Origin of the sequence: Nodularia harveyana UHCC-0300, from assembly GCF_034931085.1 — a bacterium.
Taxonomy (GTDB): Bacteria; Cyanobacteriota; Cyanobacteriia; order Cyanobacteriales; family Nostocaceae; genus Nodularia; species Nodularia harveyana.
Window position 1 is genome coordinate 56,439 of sequence record NZ_JAYGHG010000010.1, and the last position, 21,419, is coordinate 77,857.

General features: G+C 40.2%; 19 protein-coding genes. 12 read left to right on the forward strand and 7 right to left on the reverse strand.

Translation table 11 applies throughout. The features are described from left to right. The first annotated feature begins 556 nt into the window (after positions 1–556). From VB620_RS08845 to VB620_RS08860, 4 genes are all read left to right on the forward strand, one after another. Positions 557–2,698 (forward strand): NACHT domain-containing protein, encoded by a 2,142-nt coding sequence (locus VB620_RS08845; protein WP_323195776.1) that lies wholly within the window; start codon positions 557–559, stop codon positions 2,696–2,698. Positions 2,699–2,925: 227 nt separating this feature from the next. Beyond that, positions 2,926–5,085, forward strand: coding sequence for a Tex family protein (locus VB620_RS08850; RefSeq protein WP_323195777.1), 2,160 nt, complete (start codon positions 2,926–2,928; stop codon positions 5,083–5,085). 342 nt (positions 5,086–5,427) lie between these two features. Then, positions 5,428–5,805 carry a phage holin family protein gene (locus VB620_RS08855; RefSeq protein ID WP_323195778.1) on the forward strand — a complete coding sequence of 126 codons (378 nt, stop codon included), beginning with the start codon at positions 5,428–5,430 and terminating at the stop codon, positions 5,803–5,805. A gap of 70 nt (positions 5,806–5,875) precedes the next feature. Continuing rightward, on the forward strand, positions 5,876–6,067 hold the full coding sequence (locus tag VB620_RS08860) for a YqaE/Pmp3 family membrane protein (protein ID WP_323195779.1): 192 nt from the start codon (positions 5,876–5,878) through the stop codon (positions 6,065–6,067). A 128-nt stretch (positions 6,068–6,195) separates the two neighbouring features. On the opposite strand, the gene VB620_RS08865 is transcribed toward VB620_RS08860, so the two are convergent. Beyond that, complete coding sequence (locus VB620_RS08865) at positions 6,196–6,996, reverse strand: histidine kinase (protein ID WP_323195780.1); 801 nt, start codon at positions 6,994–6,996, stop codon at positions 6,196–6,198. 371 nt (positions 6,997–7,367) lie between these two features. Here VB620_RS08865 and VB620_RS08870 point away from each other — a divergent pair, with 371 nt between their 5' ends. The 3 genes from VB620_RS08870 (at position 7,368) to VB620_RS08880 (ending at position 11,497) form a co-directional block, all read left to right on the forward strand. Further along, a complete protein-coding gene (locus VB620_RS08870; RefSeq protein WP_323195781.1) occupies positions 7,368–7,592 on the forward strand; it encodes a hypothetical protein in 225 nt (74 codons plus the stop codon). Between the two features lie 110 nt (positions 7,593–7,702). Continuing rightward, a complete protein-coding gene (gene leuS, locus VB620_RS08875) occupies positions 7,703–10,324 on the forward strand; it encodes a leucine--tRNA ligase (RefSeq protein ID WP_323195782.1) in 2,622 nt (873 codons plus the stop codon). Between the two features lie 159 nt (positions 10,325–10,483). Continuing rightward, entirely contained in the window at positions 10,484–11,497 is a 1,014-nt protein-coding gene (locus VB620_RS08880) for a DNA-methyltransferase (protein WP_323195783.1), read from the forward strand. 200 nt (positions 11,498–11,697) lie between these two features. On the opposite strand, the gene VB620_RS08885 is transcribed toward VB620_RS08880, so the two are convergent. Then, positions 11,698–12,699, reverse strand: coding sequence for a toll/interleukin-1 receptor domain-containing protein (locus tag VB620_RS08885; protein ID WP_323195784.1), 1,002 nt, complete (start codon positions 12,697–12,699; stop codon positions 11,698–11,700). A 220-nt stretch (positions 12,700–12,919) separates the two neighbouring features. After that, the gene (locus VB620_RS08890) at positions 12,920–13,579 is read right to left on the reverse strand and encodes a LysE family translocator (RefSeq protein ID WP_323195785.1); all 660 of its coding nucleotides are present in this window, start codon (positions 13,577–13,579) and stop codon (positions 12,920–12,922) included. A gap of 242 nt (positions 13,580–13,821) precedes the next feature. Between VB620_RS08890 and psb34 the strand changes: the two genes are divergently transcribed. After that, positions 13,822–13,992 carry a photosystem II assembly protein Psb34 gene (gene psb34, locus VB620_RS08895; RefSeq protein WP_323195786.1) on the forward strand — a complete coding sequence of 57 codons (171 nt, stop codon included), beginning with the start codon at positions 13,822–13,824 and terminating at the stop codon, positions 13,990–13,992. Between the two features lie 160 nt (positions 13,993–14,152). Here psb34 and VB620_RS08900 read toward each other — a convergent pair whose 3' ends face one another. From VB620_RS08900 to uvrB, 3 genes are all read right to left on the reverse strand, one after another. Then, positions 14,153–14,359: a type II toxin-antitoxin system HicA family toxin gene (locus VB620_RS08900; RefSeq protein WP_323195787.1), complete on the reverse strand. Its 207-nt coding sequence runs from the start codon at positions 14,357–14,359 to the stop codon at positions 14,153–14,155. Continuing rightward, the gene (locus tag VB620_RS08905; protein WP_323195788.1) at positions 14,356–14,556 is read right to left on the reverse strand and encodes a type II toxin-antitoxin system HicB family antitoxin; all 201 of its coding nucleotides are present in this window, start codon (positions 14,554–14,556) and stop codon (positions 14,356–14,358) included. The genes VB620_RS08900 and VB620_RS08905 overlap by 4 nt, the downstream gene beginning before the upstream one ends. 93 nt (positions 14,557–14,649) lie before the next feature. Beyond that, a complete protein-coding gene (gene uvrB / locus VB620_RS08910) occupies positions 14,650–16,647 on the reverse strand; it encodes an excinuclease ABC subunit UvrB (protein ID WP_323195789.1) in 1,998 nt (665 codons plus the stop codon). Positions 16,648–16,970: 323 nt separating this feature from the next. Between uvrB and VB620_RS08915 the strand changes: the two genes are divergently transcribed. The 3 genes from VB620_RS08915 to VB620_RS08925 all read left to right on the forward strand — a co-directional run bounded on the left by VB620_RS08915 (position 16,971) and on the right by VB620_RS08925 (position 18,546). Next, complete coding sequence (locus VB620_RS08915; protein ID WP_323195790.1) at positions 16,971–17,366, forward strand: hypothetical protein; 396 nt, start codon at positions 16,971–16,973, stop codon at positions 17,364–17,366. Positions 17,367–17,608: 242 nt separating this feature from the next. Beyond that, positions 17,609–17,791 (forward strand): CsbD family protein, encoded by a 183-nt coding sequence (locus VB620_RS08920; RefSeq protein WP_323195791.1) that lies wholly within the window; start codon positions 17,609–17,611, stop codon positions 17,789–17,791. A gap of 455 nt (positions 17,792–18,246) precedes the next feature. Beyond that, a complete protein-coding gene (locus VB620_RS08925; RefSeq protein WP_323195792.1) occupies positions 18,247–18,546 on the forward strand; it encodes a hypothetical protein in 300 nt (99 codons plus the stop codon). Between the two features lie 178 nt (positions 18,547–18,724). Here the strand turns inward: VB620_RS08925 and rpe are convergent, their stop codons facing one another. Then, a complete protein-coding gene (gene rpe / locus VB620_RS08930; RefSeq protein ID WP_323195793.1) occupies positions 18,725–19,432 on the reverse strand; it encodes a ribulose-phosphate 3-epimerase in 708 nt (235 codons plus the stop codon). 177 nt (positions 19,433–19,609) lie between these two features. On the opposite strand from rpe, the gene VB620_RS08935 reads away from it, so the two are divergent. Then, the gene (locus VB620_RS08935) at positions 19,610–21,214 is read left to right on the forward strand and encodes a S8 family serine peptidase (RefSeq protein ID WP_323195794.1); all 1,605 of its coding nucleotides are present in this window, start codon (positions 19,610–19,612) and stop codon (positions 21,212–21,214) included. Positions 21,215–21,419: the final 205 nt, after the last annotated feature.

Consider the following 21,419-nt stretch of genomic DNA (forward strand, 5'->3'; position numbering starts at 1 on the left):
TTTCTAGAATAAAACTTTTAAAACAGAAAAGTGACTAAATCGTAATGCGATCGCAGTCTATTTAGGCTAGCAATACTACATAATTATAGGACAATTTTATAACTCTATAGCTACGCAGATGAAACAGGCATTGATGCTATTATCGGGCGATCGCTGGAATTTAGCTACCTCCACAAAAGCGTAGACTTTCTAGTTTAGACCACAGCAGACTATATTCACTTTTTTAATTGATTGTCAGATGTTCACCAAAATTTGGATAAACAGGTAAGTAGCTAGACTCAGTTGCTTCTAGCATATATTTGCTGTTTTGAAGTCAGTTATAATCCTATGTTATGCGATCGCCTAAAAATCACGACTCACAAAAACCTCGCAGAGTCAGGTGTTCAAATTGTCTTAGGAGTAGCGTCACGCACTTAATTATTTTATGATGGTTCTTCCTTATCAAATTTATAATAACATATTTGAAATTAAATTTCAACCCCTAAATCCTCTTTTAAATGCGACTCATTTTTCTGATTAAGTTATATTTTGAGGTATATTCACTAATTTCAGGATTATGACAGGATTTGAACCTTTATTAGCATCTGCGGTTAGCGGTGTCGCTGTTCCCATTTTCCAATCTCTTTGGGGAACTGGTGGTAAATTTCTGGGAATGTTTGGTAAAAACCTGGATGAAAATACAAAACAACTGATTTTTGGTGCTTCCCACCAATATGGACAGAATTATCAGGAAAGACACGGTATTCTCAAAGTTTTGGGAATGCGTGAACCTGTGAAGCTGGAATCTGTGTATACAGCAGTGCAGTTTTTAAATGATGATGCTATTCGTGGTTTTGAATCTATTGAAAAATTAGAAGAATTATATCGAGAAGGGAAAAGTCGGAAGCTTGATTCTCAGGACTGTCAGAAAGAAGTAGGGATTGAAGTTGCAAATAAAAAACAATATTTGATGGTTTTGGGTGGACCAGGTGCGGGAAAATCTACATTTTTACGAAAAATGGGATTGGAAGCACTCAAAGGTAAAAAAGGAGGATTTCAACATGATTGTATTCCGGTTTTTATTGAATTGAAAAGGTTTGCATCGAGTGAGATTGATATTAAAAAATTTATTATTGAAGAATTTCGTATTTGCGGATTTCCAGTTCCAGAGAAATTTACAGCTAAGGCTTTAGAACAAGGTAAATTACTAATTTTACTAGATGGCTTAGATGAAGTTCCTAGTCAAAACTTAAATGAAACTATTAATCAAATTCAGAACTTTGTTGATCAATATGATCAAAATCGGTTTATAGCTTCCTGTCGGACTGCGGCTTATCGGCATAATTTCCGACGGTTTAGTGATGTGGCTATGGCTGATTTTGATGATGAACAAATTCAGCAGTTTATTAATAATTGGTTTCAGGGAGAAGATGATCAACAGGCGAAAACGGGGGAGAAATGTTGGGAGTTATTGCAAAAGCCAGAAAATGAAGCTGCGAAAGAATTAGCACATACACCTTTATTACTGACTTTTCTGTGTTTAGTATATGACCGTTCTCAGAATTTCCCTAATAATCGCAGTGTGTTATATAAAAAGGCGTTGCGAATTTTATTAGAAGAGTGGGCTGCTGAAAAGCGAATTTTGCGAGATGAAATTTATCAAGGACTGCATACAGAATTAGAAGAGTTATTACTTGCAGAAATTGCTTATAATGGGTTTGCATCTAATCGGCTATTTTTCTCGGAATCAGAAATTGTTGACCAAATAAAAACCTTTTTGTCTGGTAATTTGAATGCACCACAGAATTTAGATGGTGAAGCAGTTTTAAATGCCATTGCGATTCAACAAGGAATTTTAGTAGAACGGGCGGAAGATGTATTTTCATTTTCTCATTTGACGCTACAGGAATATTTAACGGCACAATATATTGATGACTATCACCTAGTTGAAAAATTAGTTACTGAACATTTGATAGATAAACGTTGGAAGGAGGTATTTTTATTAGTTGCGGGAGTAATGCGGGGTGGTACAGATGATTTGTTGTTATTGATGGAAAAGGAAGTACAAAAATATATTAATACCCCAAAATTACAAGCTTTATTAAATTGGGCGGAAGAGGTCACGGTAGGATCTTCAGGTGATTATAAACCAGTTGGAAAACGTGCAGTTGCGATCGCCTACGCCTACGCCTACGCCATCGCCTACGCCAACGCCTACGCCAACGCCAACGCCAACGCCATCGCCAACGCCTACGCCTACGCCTACGCCATCGCCTACGCCATCGCCAACGCCAACGCCTACGCCAACGCCATCGCCTACGCCAACGCCAACGCCTACGCCAACGCCAACGCCAACGCCAACGCCATCGCCAAGATCATTGATTACATAAGTAGCATTGAGAAATTACAAATCTTTAATCAAAAACTCAATTTAACTGTATTACTTGCTCGACTGGAAGCACTAAAAGCTAAAATACCCAACGATAAACAACCAGAAGAAGTACATCTAGCTTTTGCTGAAAAATTGATAGAAACATTACGTAATGGTTTTAATCTCACTCTAGAAATGATTGATTTATCTGAGAAAGAAATCAAAGCTTTAGATAATTATTTATATGTCAATTACCTAATTATCCAATGCAAAGAAGCAGCAGTGCGGGTATCACCGACAACCTGGGAAGCAATAGAAGCGCGGATGTTGTTGGTGGGGAGTAATTAAAATCCAGGGAGTTTCTGTAGAGATGTTGCAACCATAAGATTTTCTGGATGAAATAGCCGATTTGCGCTCTAAAATTAGTGCGATCTTGTAGGGTGCGTTCTCTAGTGCAATTTCTTCTACTCAGACAATAGATTATTGGGAACGCAGATAAATATCTTGGAGTAAAATACTGAGCAGATGACCTAGCATATTACATTTATAAGTAATTTTTTGAAATTAAACACCCGATGCTGAACATTCCGCAATTACTGGCGACAGAATTAGACCTCAAACCCCATCAGATAGACAACGCCTTAGAACTTTTAGCAGAAGGTGCGACGGTTCCCTTTATTGCACGTTACCGCAAAGAGCGCACCGGGGAAATGAATGAAGTCCAACTGCGTGACTTGTTTGAGCGCTACACTTATTTAACAGAATTAGCAGCCAGAAAAGCGGTGATTTTAAATGCGATCGCCGAACAAGGTAAACTAACAGAGGAACTGGAAGCCAAAATTGCATCCTGTCTCCAAAAAACCGAACTCGAAGATTTATATCTCCCCTATCGCCCCAAACGCCGCACCCGCGCCACCATAGCCAGAGAAAAAGGTTTAGAACCCTTAGCAGAGTTCATCAAATCCCTCAATGTTCCTAATTCTGCAACCGCACCACTAGAAGCCGCAGCAGCTAAGTATATTTCCGAAGACCAGGGAGTGAAAACAGCACCAGAAGCCCTCAAAGGTGCTGCTGATATTTTAGCCGAAGAAGTGGCAGAAAAAGCCGAATTGCGGGCATATCTGCGTGACTACTTCCTCGCCGAGGGGGTATTTATCTCTGACATCAAAAAAGATTACCCCGAAGGAACAACCAAATTTGAAATGTACCGTAAATATCAGATGCGGGTAAGAAATATTGCTCCCCATAATCTGCTGGCTTTGTTTCGGGGTGAAGCTGAGGGAATTTTAAACTATGAAGTTGCTTTTGACGAAGATATCGTACTTCAGTATCTGCAATCACGAGAAATTCACACCAAAAATCCCATAATTCGGGAATTTTATCAAGCAATGCTCAAAGATGCATTTAATAGGTTAATGAAAACTTCCATTATCGGCGAGGTGATTTCTCAGAAAAAAACCGATGCTGATATAGAATCAATTAAAACCTTTGAAGCAAATCTGCGAGAGTTACTTTTATCTGCACCGGCGGGAATGAAACCCACCCTAGCCATAGACCCTGGGTTTAGAACTGGGTGTAAAGTTGCGGTACTAGACCAAACCGGACAATTTTTAGAATATCAGGCGGTGTTTCCTCACCAAGCTGCTGAACAACGCGCCAAAGCAGCACAAACTCTCAAAAATCTGCTGACAAAATATCAAATACAGTTAATTGCAATTGGTAATGGTACAGCTTCCCGCGAGACAGATGAATTTGTCGCCGAAGTCTTACAAGGAATCAATCTCCAACCCGTTAAAGTCATGGTAAATGAGTCGGGCGCATCTATATATTCTGCTAGTGAAGTGGCGTTAGGGGAGTTTCCCCATTTAGATATTACCGTGCGGGGTGCGATTAGTATCGGTCGCCGTTTGCAAGATCCTTTAGCGGAACTAGTGAAAATCGATCCGAAATCTATCGGTGTGGGACAATATCAGCATGATGTTGATCAAAAGTTGCTGAAAAAGAAACTAGATGAGACTGTAGAAAGTTGCGTGAATTACGTCGGTGTGGACTTAAACACGGCTTCTAAGGAACTTTTGACCTTTGTTTCCGGAATTACAGCCACAATTGCTAATAATATTGTCGCCTATCGCAACGAACATGGAATATTTAAGAATCGCCGACAACTGTTAAAGGTGGCGAAATTGGGACCCAAGGCTTTTGAACAAGCTGCGGGTTTTCTGCGAATTCGGGACGGTGAACACCCTTTAGATAATACAGCAGTCCATCCAGAAAGTTATGCTCTCGTCCAGGCGATCGCATCTGATTTAGATGTATCCTTAAATCAGGTAACAGAAATAGCCGCCAAACTCAAAAAAACCAACCTCAAAAAATACGTCACCGATAGCATAGGCGAACCCACACTGCGGGACATTATCAGCGAACTCGACAAACCCGGAAGAGACCCCCGTGCAGAATTTAAATACGCCACATTTAGAGCAGGAATCACAGAAATTTCCGACTTACAGGTAGGAATGGAACTAGAGGGAATTGTTACCAACGTTGCTAACTTTGGTGCTTTCGTCGATATTGGTGTACATCAAGATGGTTTAGTGCATATTTCCCAACTAGCCGACAAATTCGTAGAAGATACCCAGAAAATCGTCAAAGTGGGACAAGTTGTCAAAGTCCGAGTCTTAGAAGTGAACGAAAAATTGAAACGTATTAGTTTATCCATGAAAGCCGTCAAACAATAATCTCATCAAAACAAGATTTAATCAAAAATCTAACTCCCCTCCTCGCTTGCGGAGAGAAGTCACAAGGAGGGTTTCCCTCCGGGTGAACTTTTCCTTCGGAAACGCCAAGGGCGAACGGGGGAGGGGTTGGGGGTGGGGTCTGTTAATACAAAAGAAAAGAGAATTTCCCAAATTGTGTGTACACCCTAGCCTTTTGGGGGAGAGGTTTAGAAAGGGTTTTTTCCAAAGATGTTGAACTGATAATCATCCCAATGGTAGACGCAGAATCTATCTTACATGAGATGTAAAACCCCATGAATTATTAAATAATAGAATCAAGACACGTATTTTGAGGTAAACATAATGTGGGCAACATTTTTAGGCGCTATAGCTACAGCATTGAGCTTGTTAATTGTGGATTTAGTTGTACCAGGAGTTAACATTGCTAATTTTCCCGCAGCCATGATTGCGGCTGTAGTAATTGGCTTGATTAACGGTTCAGTTAAACCAGTGCTTTCGGCTCTTTCTTTACCGCTTAACTTACTCACATTAGGAGCATTTTCCCTAGTAGTTAACGGTTTGTGTTTCTGGTTAGCAGCAGTAATAGTTCCTGGATTCGCAGTTCGCGGATTGATAGCATTTCTCTTAGGTCCAGTAATTCTCTCTTTTGCTAGCACCTTCATTAACAATTATTTTGCCGAAAGAAATCCGGCTTTAAGCAGCAGTGATGTAAATAACTAAAGCCAATTACCTTCTCGATAAACGATGAGTAAAATCTCACAAAAACGTAATTAAACAACATCACCAAATCATGAAAATTTTCCGTTTCCTTTTAGGTTTATTATTGCCCCCTGTAGGTGTTTTTCTTACAGTAGGTGTTGGACCCACATTACTGATTAATATCTTACTCACACTATTAGGGTGGCTTCCCGGTAGTATCCATGCAGTTTGGGTAATTGCTAAACACGAAGAACAAACAAATGCAGAACGAGGTAGTTATTAAAAGCGGCTATACAGGAGAACCGTTTAGCATTTCCAAGTTGTTAATTTTTCCTGAGTCCGCCTAAGCGGACTTTGTTTTTATAGCCGCCATTTCTAACACAGAGGAATAGGTTTAAATAAAAAATAAACCTACTTCTTCATAACTTCCTCATGTTGATCAACAGTTTCCTTCTCTTTGAACATATCAGCCGTTGATAGCAGCAACTCTCGTAAAGTCTGTTTAATTTGACGCTCCTTTTTAGCCAGAGCCGAACCAGCCTCACTTAATTTATCCTCTAGTTGCGATCGCTTCTCGTCTACTTGACTAACTAGAGCTTCAGCTTGGGGGCGAGTTTGATCATACCACTCTTTAGCCTCATCAATATAATCTTTAACTTCACCATCCCGTCCGCCATAACGCGCCGCAAAATTCGCTCTCACAATAGAAATTTGCGCTTGTAATTGAGCGTAACGTTTCTTTAATAAAGAGACTTCTTCACTATCCCGAATAGTATGGATAGCAGCAGCAATGGCATTTTTAGTATCATCAGTTTTGTCCTTACCAGTTTCTTCAATCTCTGCTAAAATACCATTAACCTCTTGCTGAATTTCTTCCTCCTCACTATCCAGTTGAGCTTGCAGCTTTTTCACTTCTGCCTGAGTTTTCACCATAGCATCGCGTCGTTTATTATTCACACCTTCCAGCGCCCCTTCAATAGAAGCCGTCACCTCCTCTCGGATTTCCATACCCTTATCTTGACAATTTTCAATCACAGCAGAAACTGCATCCTTTACCAGAAGCCGAATATCATTAGAACCAGCCTTAAATTCCGAACCTAGCTGAGAAACAGCAGACTTCACAATTTCTCGAATGCGCTCAGTTCTTAAATTTCCAGTTTCCTTAACCTGCTGCAAATCAGTTTGAATTTGTTCCTTAATATTATTCGGCATTTTAACCCTTCCTATTTAGCGAATGCAATAACATCAGAACTTACGCAAAAACTCTCTCAAATTCTAATTCCTCTGTGTCCTCTGCGTCTGGAGTGGTTAGTTATTCCGTAATTTTTGCGTAAGTCCTAAAAAATTTGGACATATCGTCCTACATACACATTATGAGCAAGAATTTAAAGAATAAACACCTCCTTTAGATAGAAAAGCCAGATAATTCAGAATTGAATTTAGACGATATCCAAAAGCATTTACCTTGTTATTTTATATAATTCTTCCAAGAGAAAACCTAACGCCAACATAGTTATTTCTTATTCAATTATTGTCAGATTTATGAGATAATCACCAGTGATAACTAGTAAACGAGATAAATTATGTGGCGGGTGAATGTTACTTGTTCTGGTGATGCGTGGAAACAACACGGCGCAAACTTTAAAACCATGCCAGACAAATATCAAGGCGAGTGTATTTCCTCCAAAAAAATGCCAGATGGCACGAGAATCATGGGATATAAAATAGAAGATGTCAGCGATGCCGAAGCATTTCAGGAAGAATGTGTAAACTTAACCGGATTTACCGCCGACTTTGAATCCTTATAAATACAAACCCTCAGCCAACCAAGAAATCTTGGTTTTAATCAACTCATTACAGTGTCTAGCATCTACAATATGTAAGCACACAAAATTACAGTCCTCTAGGAGAATTTTTGGTGGATTCCCGATATAACCCAGCAGACATTGAGGAAAAATGGCAACAAACATGGGCAGAACTTGGCCTAGACAAAACACCTGCAAATAGTCACAAGCCAAAATTCTACGCTCTTTCCATGTTCCCCTATCCATCGGGCAGCCTACACATGGGTCATGTCCGTAATTACACAATTACCGACGTGATTGCACGCCTCAAGCGAATGCAAGGATATAGGGTACTGCACCCAATGGGTTGGGATGCCTTTGGTTTACCAGCAGAAAACGCCGCCATTGATAGAGGAGTTCCTCCGGCTAAGTGGACTTATCAAAACATTGCCCAAATGCGGCAACAATTACAGTGTCTCGGTTTATCCATTGACTGGGACAGCGAAGTTGCTACCTGTTCCCCAGATTATTACAGATGGACACAATGGATTTTCTTGCAGTTCTGGCAAGCCGGGTTAGCTTATCAAAAAGAAGCCGCAGTTAACTGGGACCCCGTTGACCAAACTGTGGTAGCCAACGAACAAGTTGATAACGAAGGACGTTCTTGGCGCAGTGGGGCAAAAGTTGAGCGGAAACTATTACGGCAGTGGTTTTTAAAGATTACCGACTACGCCGAAGAATTGCTGAATGACTTAGACAAATTAACAGGTTGGCCGGAACGGGTCAAGTTAATGCAAGCTAATTGGATTGGTAAATCCACAGGCGCTTATTTAGAATTTCCTGTGGTGGGGATGGATGAAAAAATCGCTGTCTACACCACACGCCCAGATACAGTTTATGGTGTCAGCTATCTGGTATTAGCACCAGAACATCCTTTAACCCAGGTTGTCACCACCCCAGCCCAAAAAACAGATGTAGAAGCTTTTATTCAAGAAGTTTCTCAGCAAAGCGAGTTAGAACGTACCGCCGAAGACAAACCCAAACGGGGTATCCCCACCGGTGGTAAAGCCATCAACCCCTTTACTGGCGAAGAAGTACCCATCTGGATTGCCGATTATGTACTGTATGAGTATGGTACGGGTGCAGTAATGGGTGTACCTGCCCATGATGTGCGAGATTTTAAATTTGCCCGTGTTTATGATTTACCCATTCAGTTTGTCATTGCTTCCCCCGATGATGTGACAGATTTTGACCTAACGCCAACATCAGCAACAGATGAAGTTACAAAACTGATTGAAATTGAATATCACGAGGCATATACTGAACCAGGAATTTTAATTAATTCTGGGTCTTTTACTGGCATGAGTTCCACAGATGCCAAAGCCGCAATCATTAAATATGCCGAATCACAAAACTTTGGGAAACTGCGCGTCCAATATCGCTTGCGGGATTGGTTAATTTCTCGACAACGTTATTGGGGCGCACCCATACCAGTAATTCACTGTCCTAATTGTGGCATAGTGCCTGTGCCAGATGAAGATTTACCAGTTAAGTTACCCGAAGAAGTGGAATTGAGCGGTAGGGGTGGTTCACCTTTGACTCAGTTAGAAAGCTGGGTAAATGTCCCTTGTCCCACTTGCGGCACTCCCGCCCGGCGCGAAACGGATACAATGGATACCTTTATTGATTCCTCCTGGTATTTCTTGCGCTATCCTGATGCCCAAAACGAACAACAAGTTTTTGACCCCGCCAAAACTAATGACTGGATGCCAGTAGACCAGTATGTAGGTGGCATTGAACACGCCATTTTACACCTGTTGTATTCCCGTTTCTTTACTAAGGTACTGCGGGACAGAGGCTTATTGAACTTTGATGAACCCTTTCAACGCCTGTTAACTCAAGGCATGGTACAGGGTGTCACTTACATGAATCCTAATAAGGGTGGTAAAGATAAATGGGTTCCCTCTCATTTAGTCAACGCATCTGACCCCCGCGACCCCCAGACAGGTGAACCATTGCAACGCCTCTATGCCACCATGTCTAAATCTAAGGGCAATGGTGTAGCACCAGAAGATGTAATTAGTAAGTATGGTGTAGACACGGCGCGGATGTTCATTTTGTTTAAAGCACCCCCAGAAAAAGACCTGGAATGGGATGAAGCCGATGTGGAAGGGCAATTTCGCTTTTTAAATCGGGTCTGGCGTTTGGTGACAGATTATGCTGCGGCTGGCGTATCACGTAAAAAAGCCCAACTCTCTGATTTAAGTAAACCAGAAAAGGAATTACGGCGGGCAATTCACACGGCTATTCAAGCTGTGACAGAGGATTTAGAAGATGAATATCAATTCAATACAGCTGTTTCCGAATTGATGAAGTTAAGTAATGCTCTCAATGATGCCGACTGCAACAATTCGCCAATTTATGCTGAAGGTATTCAAACTTTAGTGATCATGCTAGCGCCTTTTGCCCCACACATTGCTGATGAATTGTGGCAGTTATTGGGTAATAATAATTCTATCCACACTGAAACATGGCCGTCTTTTGCTCCAGATGCTTTGGTGACTGATGAAATTACTTTGGTAATTCAGATTAATGGCAAAAAACGTGCCGATATTGAAGTTCCTGCACAGGCTGATAAAGCTGAGTTGGAGAAGTACGCTCGTGAATCTGAATTAGTTCAGCGCTACATTGAAGGTAAAGAGATTAAAAAGGTGATTGTGGTTCCTGGTAGGTTAGTAAATTTTGTAGTGGTTTAAACGTTAGAAGCAAATTTAACTTAGGGTGTGTTATGCCGTATGCTAACGCACCTTAAATTTTAGGTGTTATGGGGTAGGAAGGAAATAGGAATTTTACTGATATAGGAAACGGTTGTTTCTTGGTGATAAAATCTGGAAATATCTCAAAAATGATGAAGTATGAAGGTTCCAGAGCCAAAGAATCCGGCGCGAAAGATAGCCAGTAAGAACCATAATACTTATCTTGCTGAAGGAATTGCACCGCACAAAGCTACTAAGTCTGTTCCATCTTCACTATTACAGAGTTTTTCTGAAGAGTTAAAGTATCATCTCTCTGTTAAACAAAAAGTTTTAGAAACACAATTATTTAAAGTTTTAGGTAATCCGTTTTATGCTGATAATGGATTTATTCTTTATCATGGTGATACAATAGATTTTTTAAATAAACTTACTTTAACAAATATCAATATTGATTTAACTGTTACTTCTCCACCCTACAACATTGGTAAAGAATATGAAACACCAATGTCTGTAGATGAGTATATTACCAGTTGTTCTCAATGGATGTCTCAAATCTATAAAATTACCCAAGCTAATGGGGCATTTTGGTTAAATGTGGGACATTTTCAAGTTCCCGACCAAGGTTTATGTGTACCCATACCTTATTTATTATGGGATAAGTCACCGTTTTATTTACTCCAAGAGGTGGTATGGCAATATGGCGCTGGTGTCTCGACAAAATATCGTCTCAGTCCACGTAATGAAAAATGGCTTTTTTATGTTAAAGATGCACAGAATTATACTTTTAATTTAGATGATATTCGTGATGCAAATGTGAAATATCCTCATCAGAAAAGGCATGGTAAATACAGATGTAATCCTCTGGGGAAAAATCCTTCTGATGTTTGGGAATTTCCTAAAATTACTACGGGTAAAAAACGTAGTTCAAAAGAACGCACAGGACATCCAGCACAGTTTCCTTTAGGGGTTGTGGAGAGGGTTGTGAAAGCCTGTTCAAATCAGTTGGAGGTAGTGCTTGATCCTTTTGCTGGTTCTGGTTCTACTGGGATTGCAGCAGTAGGGTTAGGACGGATATTTTTAGGTTTTGAAATTAGGTCTGATTACTGTGAAATGGCGGTGGAGAGATTTAAGGCTTTTCAGGTGGAAAGGGAGGTTTTTTCTGGACGGAAATAAGTATATAAATCATCTTGTTTGCGACAATAATTCATCGGGTAAAGCAATCATCGGCATGATCGGGGAATGATTTACTATTATAGGATAGCAAAAGGAGGGATATATCTTTTGCTACCTAACGTTTCATCTCCCGGACGTAAACCACTGCGGTAATTTAACAGATAATCTTACTGTTTTATGTGTTCCAGTGCAGCGCGGTGTTAGCAGTCATTGTGTAGGGGTTTAATGTATTGAAGTAATGAAGTCCTACCTTGAATGTATAAAACGCGGACTTCCATTACTACACCGTTGCAGTCTTCTAGCTCAAAAGGAACATTAATACTAAATGTAACTGGCTGTTGCTTACCACCATCAATTGCAATATTATCTGCATAAAGGTAAGTACGATTTATTGTATCAAGAATGGGGTTCAATCTTCCTGCAAGACCGTTTATATAACAAGTGTCTTTACAGATAACTGAACCTATTCGTTCTACTGCAAACAAGTCAATTATAATATCCTCATGAGGGTCCCAAGACTCTATAACGACACCAGAATATACTGAGTGCGCGACAAGAAGTTTGTACAGTCTACGGGTGGGAATAATTAAATTTGCAATGCCTTCTTGATCAGTTGATGCAGACTTAATGGTGCTATTATCAGCAATTGCTATTACGCTGGCAGAGGAGACTGGCTCACCATCAGTTGACCTGACAATTACTTTTGAGTTGATCGGATCAACCCGTGGAACAGTTGATGTTGAGTAAAGCGACTTACGAATTAACTCAGATGGGACAGTTCTTCCACTGTAAACGAGTTTTTTTAGAATTACTTCTCCAAATTTATTCGGACTTCGATTAGCAAGAGAAATGTAAGCTATTGTGGGTAGAATGCCAGGAATCTGAGTATTATCAAATCGAGCAGGTAATATGTACTCTTGGTTCTCTTGAAACGCTCGTGCTTGCATCGCTTGACGTTCAAGATTTGTCCACAACTTCTGACTGTAATGCTCGGAAATAAAAATAATAGTAAACAGAGCTTTATCTTTATAAATTTCTGTCAAGTAATCATAAAGGTTTTTACCCCAGAGATTTACTTCTTCAAACAAATCGTAAAAAACTTTGACACCCGAATCTCTTAAAAAGTTCGCCACCTGATCGACGTAGGGACGATCCTCTCCTGCAAATGACAACGCAATATCAAATTCAGCATCTTTGCTCATGAAACAAGATTTCCTATAAATAAAGCTCAGAGAGTTTAAATTCATGGAAATTGTAACCTAATTCAAACATTGTCGCTCTACCTTATCTATGATGAGTAGGCAATGTCTAACAAAAAGCCACTGCGCGTCTTTATCAATTATCTATTTCGTTTTCGGTGGTTTCGGGTTCAAACTGCACTTGTCTGTACAAACCCGCGATCGCTATTTCTACATCTGAAATTTAAGGTTTGAATATTAAAAATACTCCCGCAGCAATCATTACACAGCCAGCAGCAATATTTAGGCCTTTTGTTGTTTTATTATTAAACAGCAATCTGGCTCTATCTGCCATGAATGCATAGATAAGTTTTACACCGCCTACTGCTACTGTGGCGATCGCAATAATCACGCCGGTATCAAGATAAGATATGCTAGAAATATCAAGGAAAGCGGGGAAAAAACCCAGGTAAAATAAGGTGGCTTTTTGGTCGGCTAAGGTGATAGATAAACCAGTCAGAAAACTGGAGAGAAGAGAGGATTTAACTACTTCTTGCGTCTGCAAATCTTTTGATTGTGACCTACATAGTCCTATTCCTAAAAATATCAGATAAGCTCCACCAAGATATTTAATCAGGAAAAATAGGCTCCCCATTGTTTCCGCCAGCAGTGACAAACCCCAAATGGCGATGATGATGAAAATGATGTCACCAAGTACTATTCCTATGGTTGTGAACACACCATGAATAAATCCAGATGTGGCTGATCTGGTGCAGACAGCCAATACACTCACACTGGGAATTGAAGCTAGAACAACCATTGCAGTGAATAAGGCAACGATGGTGCTAAATGTCATAACTATAGAATAGTGAAAATAGGGCGATCGCCTCAGCAGAATATTCACTAATAATTTACCACCTTCGCCGAAAATTCAAGCAATGGTGGAATACCTCCGCACCCCAGTTATTGAAGAATCGATGCTTTTTTGATTTCTGTAACCATTCCCACAACCCTTCTTTACCAGGAAGAGGGAGAGATAATGAGTTGCCTAAAAATTCATATATTATTATTTGTCAAGTCCTCTTGACGTTTTGTAACAATATTGTTATATTAGTTTACATAAAGTAAAAAACCACAAGAAAAACTATGTATACCACCATCGACGAAACTGGAGTTTTAAATAATTACGCTAGTGAACCGCAGATGTATTACGCTAGCTACCCCAACCAAGAGCAGCAACGTAAATATACGATGCAAGCTGCATTCGCTACATTAATTGTCACCACTATCATTTTGGTGGCGTTGAGCGTTAGCTAATTTTTATAAATTTCGGTATCAGTGTTTCTCATCGTCATTTGGACTTCTCCTTTTAACCTCGGTTAGTTTCGCCGGGGTTTTTTAATGACTATCTTCCTAGCATTTTATCTCGCAGATGTTTAATGCGATACCTAAAATGTATCTTAGGTGAGTACTACTACTACAAATCTTCCTCAGTAATTCCAGCATCCTTCAAAATGCTTTTTAAAGTTCCTTTCGGCAAATCACGATTACTATGAACCGGGATAGAAAGAATAACTTCAATATCCTTTTTTGCATAAATGTGATGGCTACCAGTAATTCGTTTTAGCTCCCAGCCGTATCGTTCCACCACCTTGCACAGTTCCTTACCTGAAAGAGCTTTCATAGTGATAGCTCAACCAATTCCTTTTCTGGTTCACTGGACTCTCGCTCAGTAGCAACATCTAACCAACCTTGAACAGCATCTTGAAGCATTTCCAGTAGATGTTCGTAGCTGTCTCCCCAAGTGTGACAACCAGGTAAAGCAGGTACAGAACCACACCAAACACCATCTTCCTGCCAAATCAATGCTTTGATTTTCATAACCGATGCTCAAAATATTGTCATGACTACATTTTAGTAGATTTGACAATTTTAAAATAGTGAAAACACTTTTATTACTACCTTGAGCAAATACTACCGTCCTAGCATTTTATCTCGCAGATGTTTAATGCGATCGCGCAATTTTCCCGCCTCTTCAAATTCCAGGTTTTTCGCTGCTGCTTTCATCTGTGCTTCTAACTTCCCAATCAACTGGGGAATTTCTTCTAAAGGTAACTCATCTATATGTTCATCAACCACTTTTAAATCAGTGGCATTTAAGCGCCGAGAAGTATCTAAAAAAGATAAAATAGCATTACTGGATTTCTTCACAATTGGTTGGGGTGTAATCCCATAGGTGCGATTATAAGCCATCTGAATTCCCCGTCTTCTGTCGGTTTCATCAATAGCTTTAATCATGCTCCCTGTCATATTATCAGCATACATAATTGCTTGCCCCCGGATGTGCCGCGCGGCTCTCCCAATAGTTTGAATTAAAGAACGCTCGGCTCGTAAAAAGCCTTCTTTATCTGCATCCATAATTACTACTAAAGAAACTTCCGGCAAATCCAAGCCTTCCCGGAGCAAGTTCACCCCCACTAAAACATCAAATTTTCCCCCACGCAAATCCTGTAAAATCTCGATGCGTTCAATAGAATTTATCTCGGAATGCAAATAACGAACTTTAATACTATGGTCTTGCAGATACTCAGTCAAATCTTCCGCCATCCGCTTCGTTAATGTGGTAATTAAAACTCGTTCTTGGCGGTCAACTCTATCTTTAATTTCTCCTAATAAATCATCAATTTGTCCTTCTGTGGGACGCACAGAAATTTCCGGGTCAATAACTCCCGTCGGTCTAATTATTTGCTCGGCAATATGACCTTCTGATATTTCTAATTCCCAACTTCCTGGGGTTGCAGAAACGAAAATACATTGATTGACTTTTTCCCAAAATTCTGTGGCTTGTAATGGACGATTATCCGCAGCACTAGGAAGACGAAACCCATGATCAATTAAAACTTTTTTTCTGGCTTGGTCGCCGTTATACATCCCCCGAATTTGTGGGACTGTGACGTGAGATTCATCTATTACTAATAGCCAATCTTTAGGAAAATAATCAATTAAACATTCTGGAGGTGCGCCGGCTTCTCTTCCTGCTAAGTGGCGGGAATAATTCTCTACGCCGTTACAATAACCAACTTCACGCAACATTTCTAAGTCGTAACGTGTGCGTTGATCTATGCGTTGTGCTTCTAATAATTTTCCGCCTTGTTCTAGTGCGGCTGTTTGCTGTTTTAATTCGCCGGAAATTTGATCACAAGCTACTTCTAACCGTTCCTGTGGGGTGACAAAGTGGCGTGCTGGGTAGATATTGACGGCTTCTAAACTGCGGATAATTTCCCCTGTTACTGGGTCAATATATCTAATTGCGTCGATTTCGTCGCCGAAAAATTCTACACGGATGATTCGGTCTTCGTAAGCGGGACCAATTTCTAAAACATCACCCCGGACGCGAAAACGTCCCCGACCCATTTCTATGTCGTTGCGGTTATACTGTACTGATGCTAAGTCTCGTAATATTTGGCGTTGGTTGACTTCCATGCCGATTTGCAAAGGTATGGCGGCTTTGAGATATTCTGAGGGCATCCCTAAACCGTAGATGCAGCTAATGGAAGCCACTACAATCACGTCGCGGCGTTCAAAGAGCGATCGCGTGGCGGAATGCCGTAACATATCTATTTCATCATTAATCGAGGCGGTTTTTTCAATATAAGTATCACTAACGGGAATATAAGCTTCTGGCTGATAGTAATCGTAGTAGCTGACAAAATATTCCACTGCATTGTGAGGAAAGAAATCCCGCAATTCGTTACACAATTGGGCTGCCAAAGTTTTATTATGGGCTAAGACTAAGGTAGGCTTACCCACTTTTTCAATGACGGCGGCGATGGAAAATGTTTTACCTGTACCAGTTGCACCTAGTAAAGTTTGGTAACGGTTACCAGCTTGGAGGCTGTTTGTTAGTTGCGCGATCGCCTGTGGTTGATCACCTGTAGGAATAAAGGGAGCTTGAAGACAAAATTTTGTCATATATTTTTGTGGAATATACGTCATTTTATGGTAATGATACTGTTTAGGAGCGGCTGAATTTGGATAATTAAGCTAACTACATAGCAATATTTTTTTACAAAAGTTTACAATTTAAATTTACTTATGTATAAGTTTTAAATATACTTATATATTTACAAGCTTTTTTAAGGGTACACTTTTTATGTATGGGGAAAAAATCATTTTTCCTTAATTATTGTAAAATTCAGTTAATAAACTAGAGGTATTGCTTTATCAGTATTAGCAGCACTGGCGAAGAAATAGAGCCTCAACAACAGGATATCAAGCTGAAGGGAGAAAATACAGTGGAAGTGGAAAATAAACAGGATAATAGTTTGAATACAGATAAAACGGAAAAAAGCTCTGATCTCCCGGTGAAAAAAGACGAAAGTAAACTAGCCGTTGCGGGAATGCGTCCCATTGGTAGCAGTGATCTACAAATTGCTGGAACAGTCCAAATTTCTGGAATCCGTCCGATTGGTATTAGTACTTTCACAGTAGCTGATACTGTTAATATTATGGGAATCCGCCCCATCGGTGAGCATACATTTGAAATTGTTGACACTATGAACCTATCTGGTATTCGCCCCATTGGTGCAAGTACATTAGCAATTTCTGATAGCTATGCCTCATTTGGTAATCGTCCCACAGCGCCTAATATTACTGATGAATCAGAAATATTAATGGGTTTTATAGATTAATATTCATATTAATCTCTATAAATGCAAACACCTAGTTATATAACATAACTGGGTTTTTTTTATCAAAATAAATATTTCTACTAGTGTGTCAATCAGTCTTTTTATATAGATAGCTATGTACCTTACGGCAGAAGATATCAATAGCATATTTAACTTATATTATAGGGGTAATCACAGATGATTGTTCTAGTTAGTTAACAACTTTAAGATCAATTATCAACCTAAATAAATAGGAGTATAACATGAGCATAGAAGATCGCGCCAAAGCTACCGCTAAAAACCTTGAAGGTAAAGCTCAAGAAGCATTAGGAAAAGTTACAGGAGATCCAGAAGATCAAGCTGAAGGTAAAGCAAAACAAGCTGAAAGCCAAGTCCGTCATGGCGTAGAAAATGTCAAAGAAAATGTCAAAGAAAAGCTAGATTAGAAATCTGCTTCTTGGCAAAATCTCAAGTTAGATAATTGGGTTAGATATAATTATGCCAAGGTAATAACTCTACAAAAGCCTTGGCGAGACCCTTTTTTCCAATGATCAAGATAATCTAGAGGTGATGATCGCCTCTCCCTCTCTAATTTGTGTATTTGACCGAAAATAATGGGATACAAGCCCCGTCACTTCGACAAGCTCAGTGCATCGCGTTCTAGGACGGCTTTATGTTAAAATTTGGGCATAGTCGCCATAGGGCATTGGGAGACTTTAAACGGACATGGAGGGACGATAAGACCACTTGTGGCGTGTTCCAGCGAAGTGTCAAGGAATCCTCGCTTCTTTAGGACGAGGAGGTATGTCAATTAAGCGACAACACCTATATTCGTTATTTATATGATATTCTGAAATTATTAGGTCATTCTTAATATTTCTCAGAATTAAGGAGTTAAATCGTGAAATTAACTGTCACAGGATTCCTGTTTCTTGGTGTTGTCATTCTGGCATCTGTACCAGCAATTGCGGAAAATCAAGTTAATTCCTTTTCTGGTAGAGTTCAGCGAGTTTGGGAAGATGGATTTCGCTTAAACACCAGTGGTCGTTCCATCACAGTTGATACTTATGATATCTGTGGAGATAATACTACCCGGTATATATCGGCTGGTGATCAACTAGTTGTAACCGGCGAATTTGATCTAGGCGAATTTGATGCTTTCTCGGTTACTAAAGCTAATGGTCAAAGTGTTTGCCAGTAATTCAAACTACAATTCATGTTATCAAATAGTGCATTAGTTGAAAGGTGAGAAACCGTCGATAAATGTCGATGATATGGACTTTGGCTGATGCCACTAATTTTAGATAAAATAATAAAACCTCCCCAATTAAGTTCGGGAGGTTTTCAAGGTACTTATTTTTATTTAGATGGCGAAATAGTTATACCTTAGCCAATTCTGGTGCGGGGCGCTTGCTGTTACGAATAGATGACACAGCTTCAGCGTAATCTGGGGCTTTAAATACAGCTGAACCAGCCACGATCGCATTTGCGCCAGCTTCCAAAACTTGCCAAGTATTATTAGCCTTGAGTCCCCCATCCACTTCAATCCAGGGGTCTAAACCACGTTCATCACACATTTGGCGCAATTGACGGATTTTAGGTAATACACCGGGGATAAAGCTTTGACCGCCAAAGCCGGGGTTAACGCTCATAATCAGGATTAAATCGCACAGGTCTAGAACGTGTTCAATGAGTGCTAAAGGTGTACCGGGGTTAAGGACAACACCAGCTTGCTTTCCTAGTTCTTTGATTTGTCCTAAAGTCCGATGCAGGTGGGGTGAAGCATTGTGTTCGCAATGTACGGAAATAATATCAGCACCTGCTTTAGCAAAATCTTCTACATATTTTTCTGGTTCCACAATCATCAAGTGGACATCCAGTGGTTTGGTTGTCACCGGGCGAATCGCCTCCACAATCAGAGGACCAATTGTAATGTTAGGTACGAAACGACCATCCATTACATCAACATGAATCCAGTCGGCTCCAGCCGCATCTACAGCCCGGATTTCATCACCTAGACGACTAAAATCGGCTGATAGGATGGATGGAGAGATCACAATTGGTTTTTGAGTTGGTTTTTGGGTCATGGTTAGTGGGTTTTAAAGCGTTTTCGTCTGTAAGCATTGTAACAAAACTTGAGCAAGTTCTGATAATTTTGATCCCATCCTATTTAGGATAGAAAATAATTGATCTTCTCTAGGGAAGCCAAAAAAATATTCTTGCGAAACAATGAGTAGTAACAAGTAATAACTAAGAACTAAACAATGGGTAAAAAACTCAGCTGGATCATTTGGGGATTAGGTGCTTCTTGTTTAACTGCGCCTGTACTTGCTTCAGCTTTAGAAAGTTCTCTGAGTGCTAAGGGTATCGATGCTCTGAGGCTACACCAACCTCCTTATAATTTACTTGGTCGTAAAATTGCCATTGGTCAGGTGGAAATTGGTCGTCCGGGAATGTTTGGTTGGGATAAGGCTGTGTCTGAAAATAGTCCCATCTCATTAGCAGGTGTGTTTATGCGCGATGGCCCAGCTAAATCTAATGCTGGTGTTGACTCCCACGCTTACAATGTTGCTGGGGTGATGGTTAGTCAAGATAAAGGTTTACCGGGAGTTGCGCCCCAGGCGCGGTTATATTCGTCTGCTGTGGGTTCTACAAAAAACATGGGACAGCCAGAGGAGTGTTTAACTGCACAACATATAGCTTTACAAAATGGTAATGATGTGCGTGCAATTAATTTTAGCTTTGGTGAACCTCTCAGTCGTGATTCCCGCCCTAATCCGGTTTTAGATGGTAATGCTTTACTAACTTTATGTCTGGACTGGTCGAGTCGCGTTCATGATGTTTTGTATGCGATCGCCGGTAATCAAGGTAGAGGAGGTATTCCCATTCCTACAGACAATTATAACGGCATCAACGTGGCTTTTTCATCCCGGCGAGGAGGTATCTTTAATAAAGTTGATGTTTCCAATCTGGCGGCGAGTAATGAAGGGGCTACGGCGCGGTTAGCTGGTAAGGAGTTTAACATTGATGGTCGTCGTTCTATCGGCTTGGTAGCACCGGGAAGTAACATTGCTATGCTCAACCCAGATGGTAAGTTGAATAAGGTGACAGGGACAAGTTTTGCTGCGCCTCATCTGACTGGTACTGTGGCATTATTACAGGAATTTGGTGACCGACAGCTAGAGGAAAAACGATTTTATTGGACTACTGATGGTCGCCGTCATCAAGTGATGAAGGCTGTATTGTTAAATTCCGCAGATAAACTCAAAGACCAAGGTGATGGCTTGTCTCTGCGGATGACTCGGACGCTGATTAATAAACAAAATCAAGACTGGTTGGAATCTGATGCTTATCAAGACCCGAAAATTCCTCTGGATGCTCAAATGGGAACGGGTCATTTAAATAGTTTTCGGGCTTATCAACAATTTAGGGCTGGTCAATGGCCAGCATCAAAGGCTGTAGCTGATGTTGGTTGGGATTATGGCAGTGTGAATGTGGGATCTACGGTTGATTATGTGTTGGCGAAACCTTTAAAAAAAGGAAGTTTTGCTAATATTACTTTGACTTGGAGTCGTTTAGTGGAGCTAAATGATACTAATAAAAATCAGCGCTATGATCTGGATGAAACTTTTAGCGATCGCGGCTTGAACAACCTCGATTTATACTTAGTTAAGGCAGACACTCAAAATTCAGATGCTGGCGTTCTTTGTTCCTCAGTCAGTGAAGTTGATAGCGTCGAACATATTTTCTGCCCCGTTCCTGCTACTGGTAATTATAAAATCCGTGTGCAGTTTCGTGAACAGATCAACGAAGCGACTCAATCCTATGGTTTAGCTTGGTGGACTGTTGCTAAATCTACCTCAAATTAAAACAGGAGCTATTGGGATGGGCTACTAGCCCTCCCACAACCGCAATATTGCCTGTTATCAAGACTATTTGACTAAAAAACTAGAGTTCTGATGACTACTAAGTATAAAGCATTATTTATCACTAATGTCAACTAATAAACTATCATCAATAAAATGTTCGATTTTATCCTAGAGGATGTAATATTGATCTAGTGCAAGGAGTGCT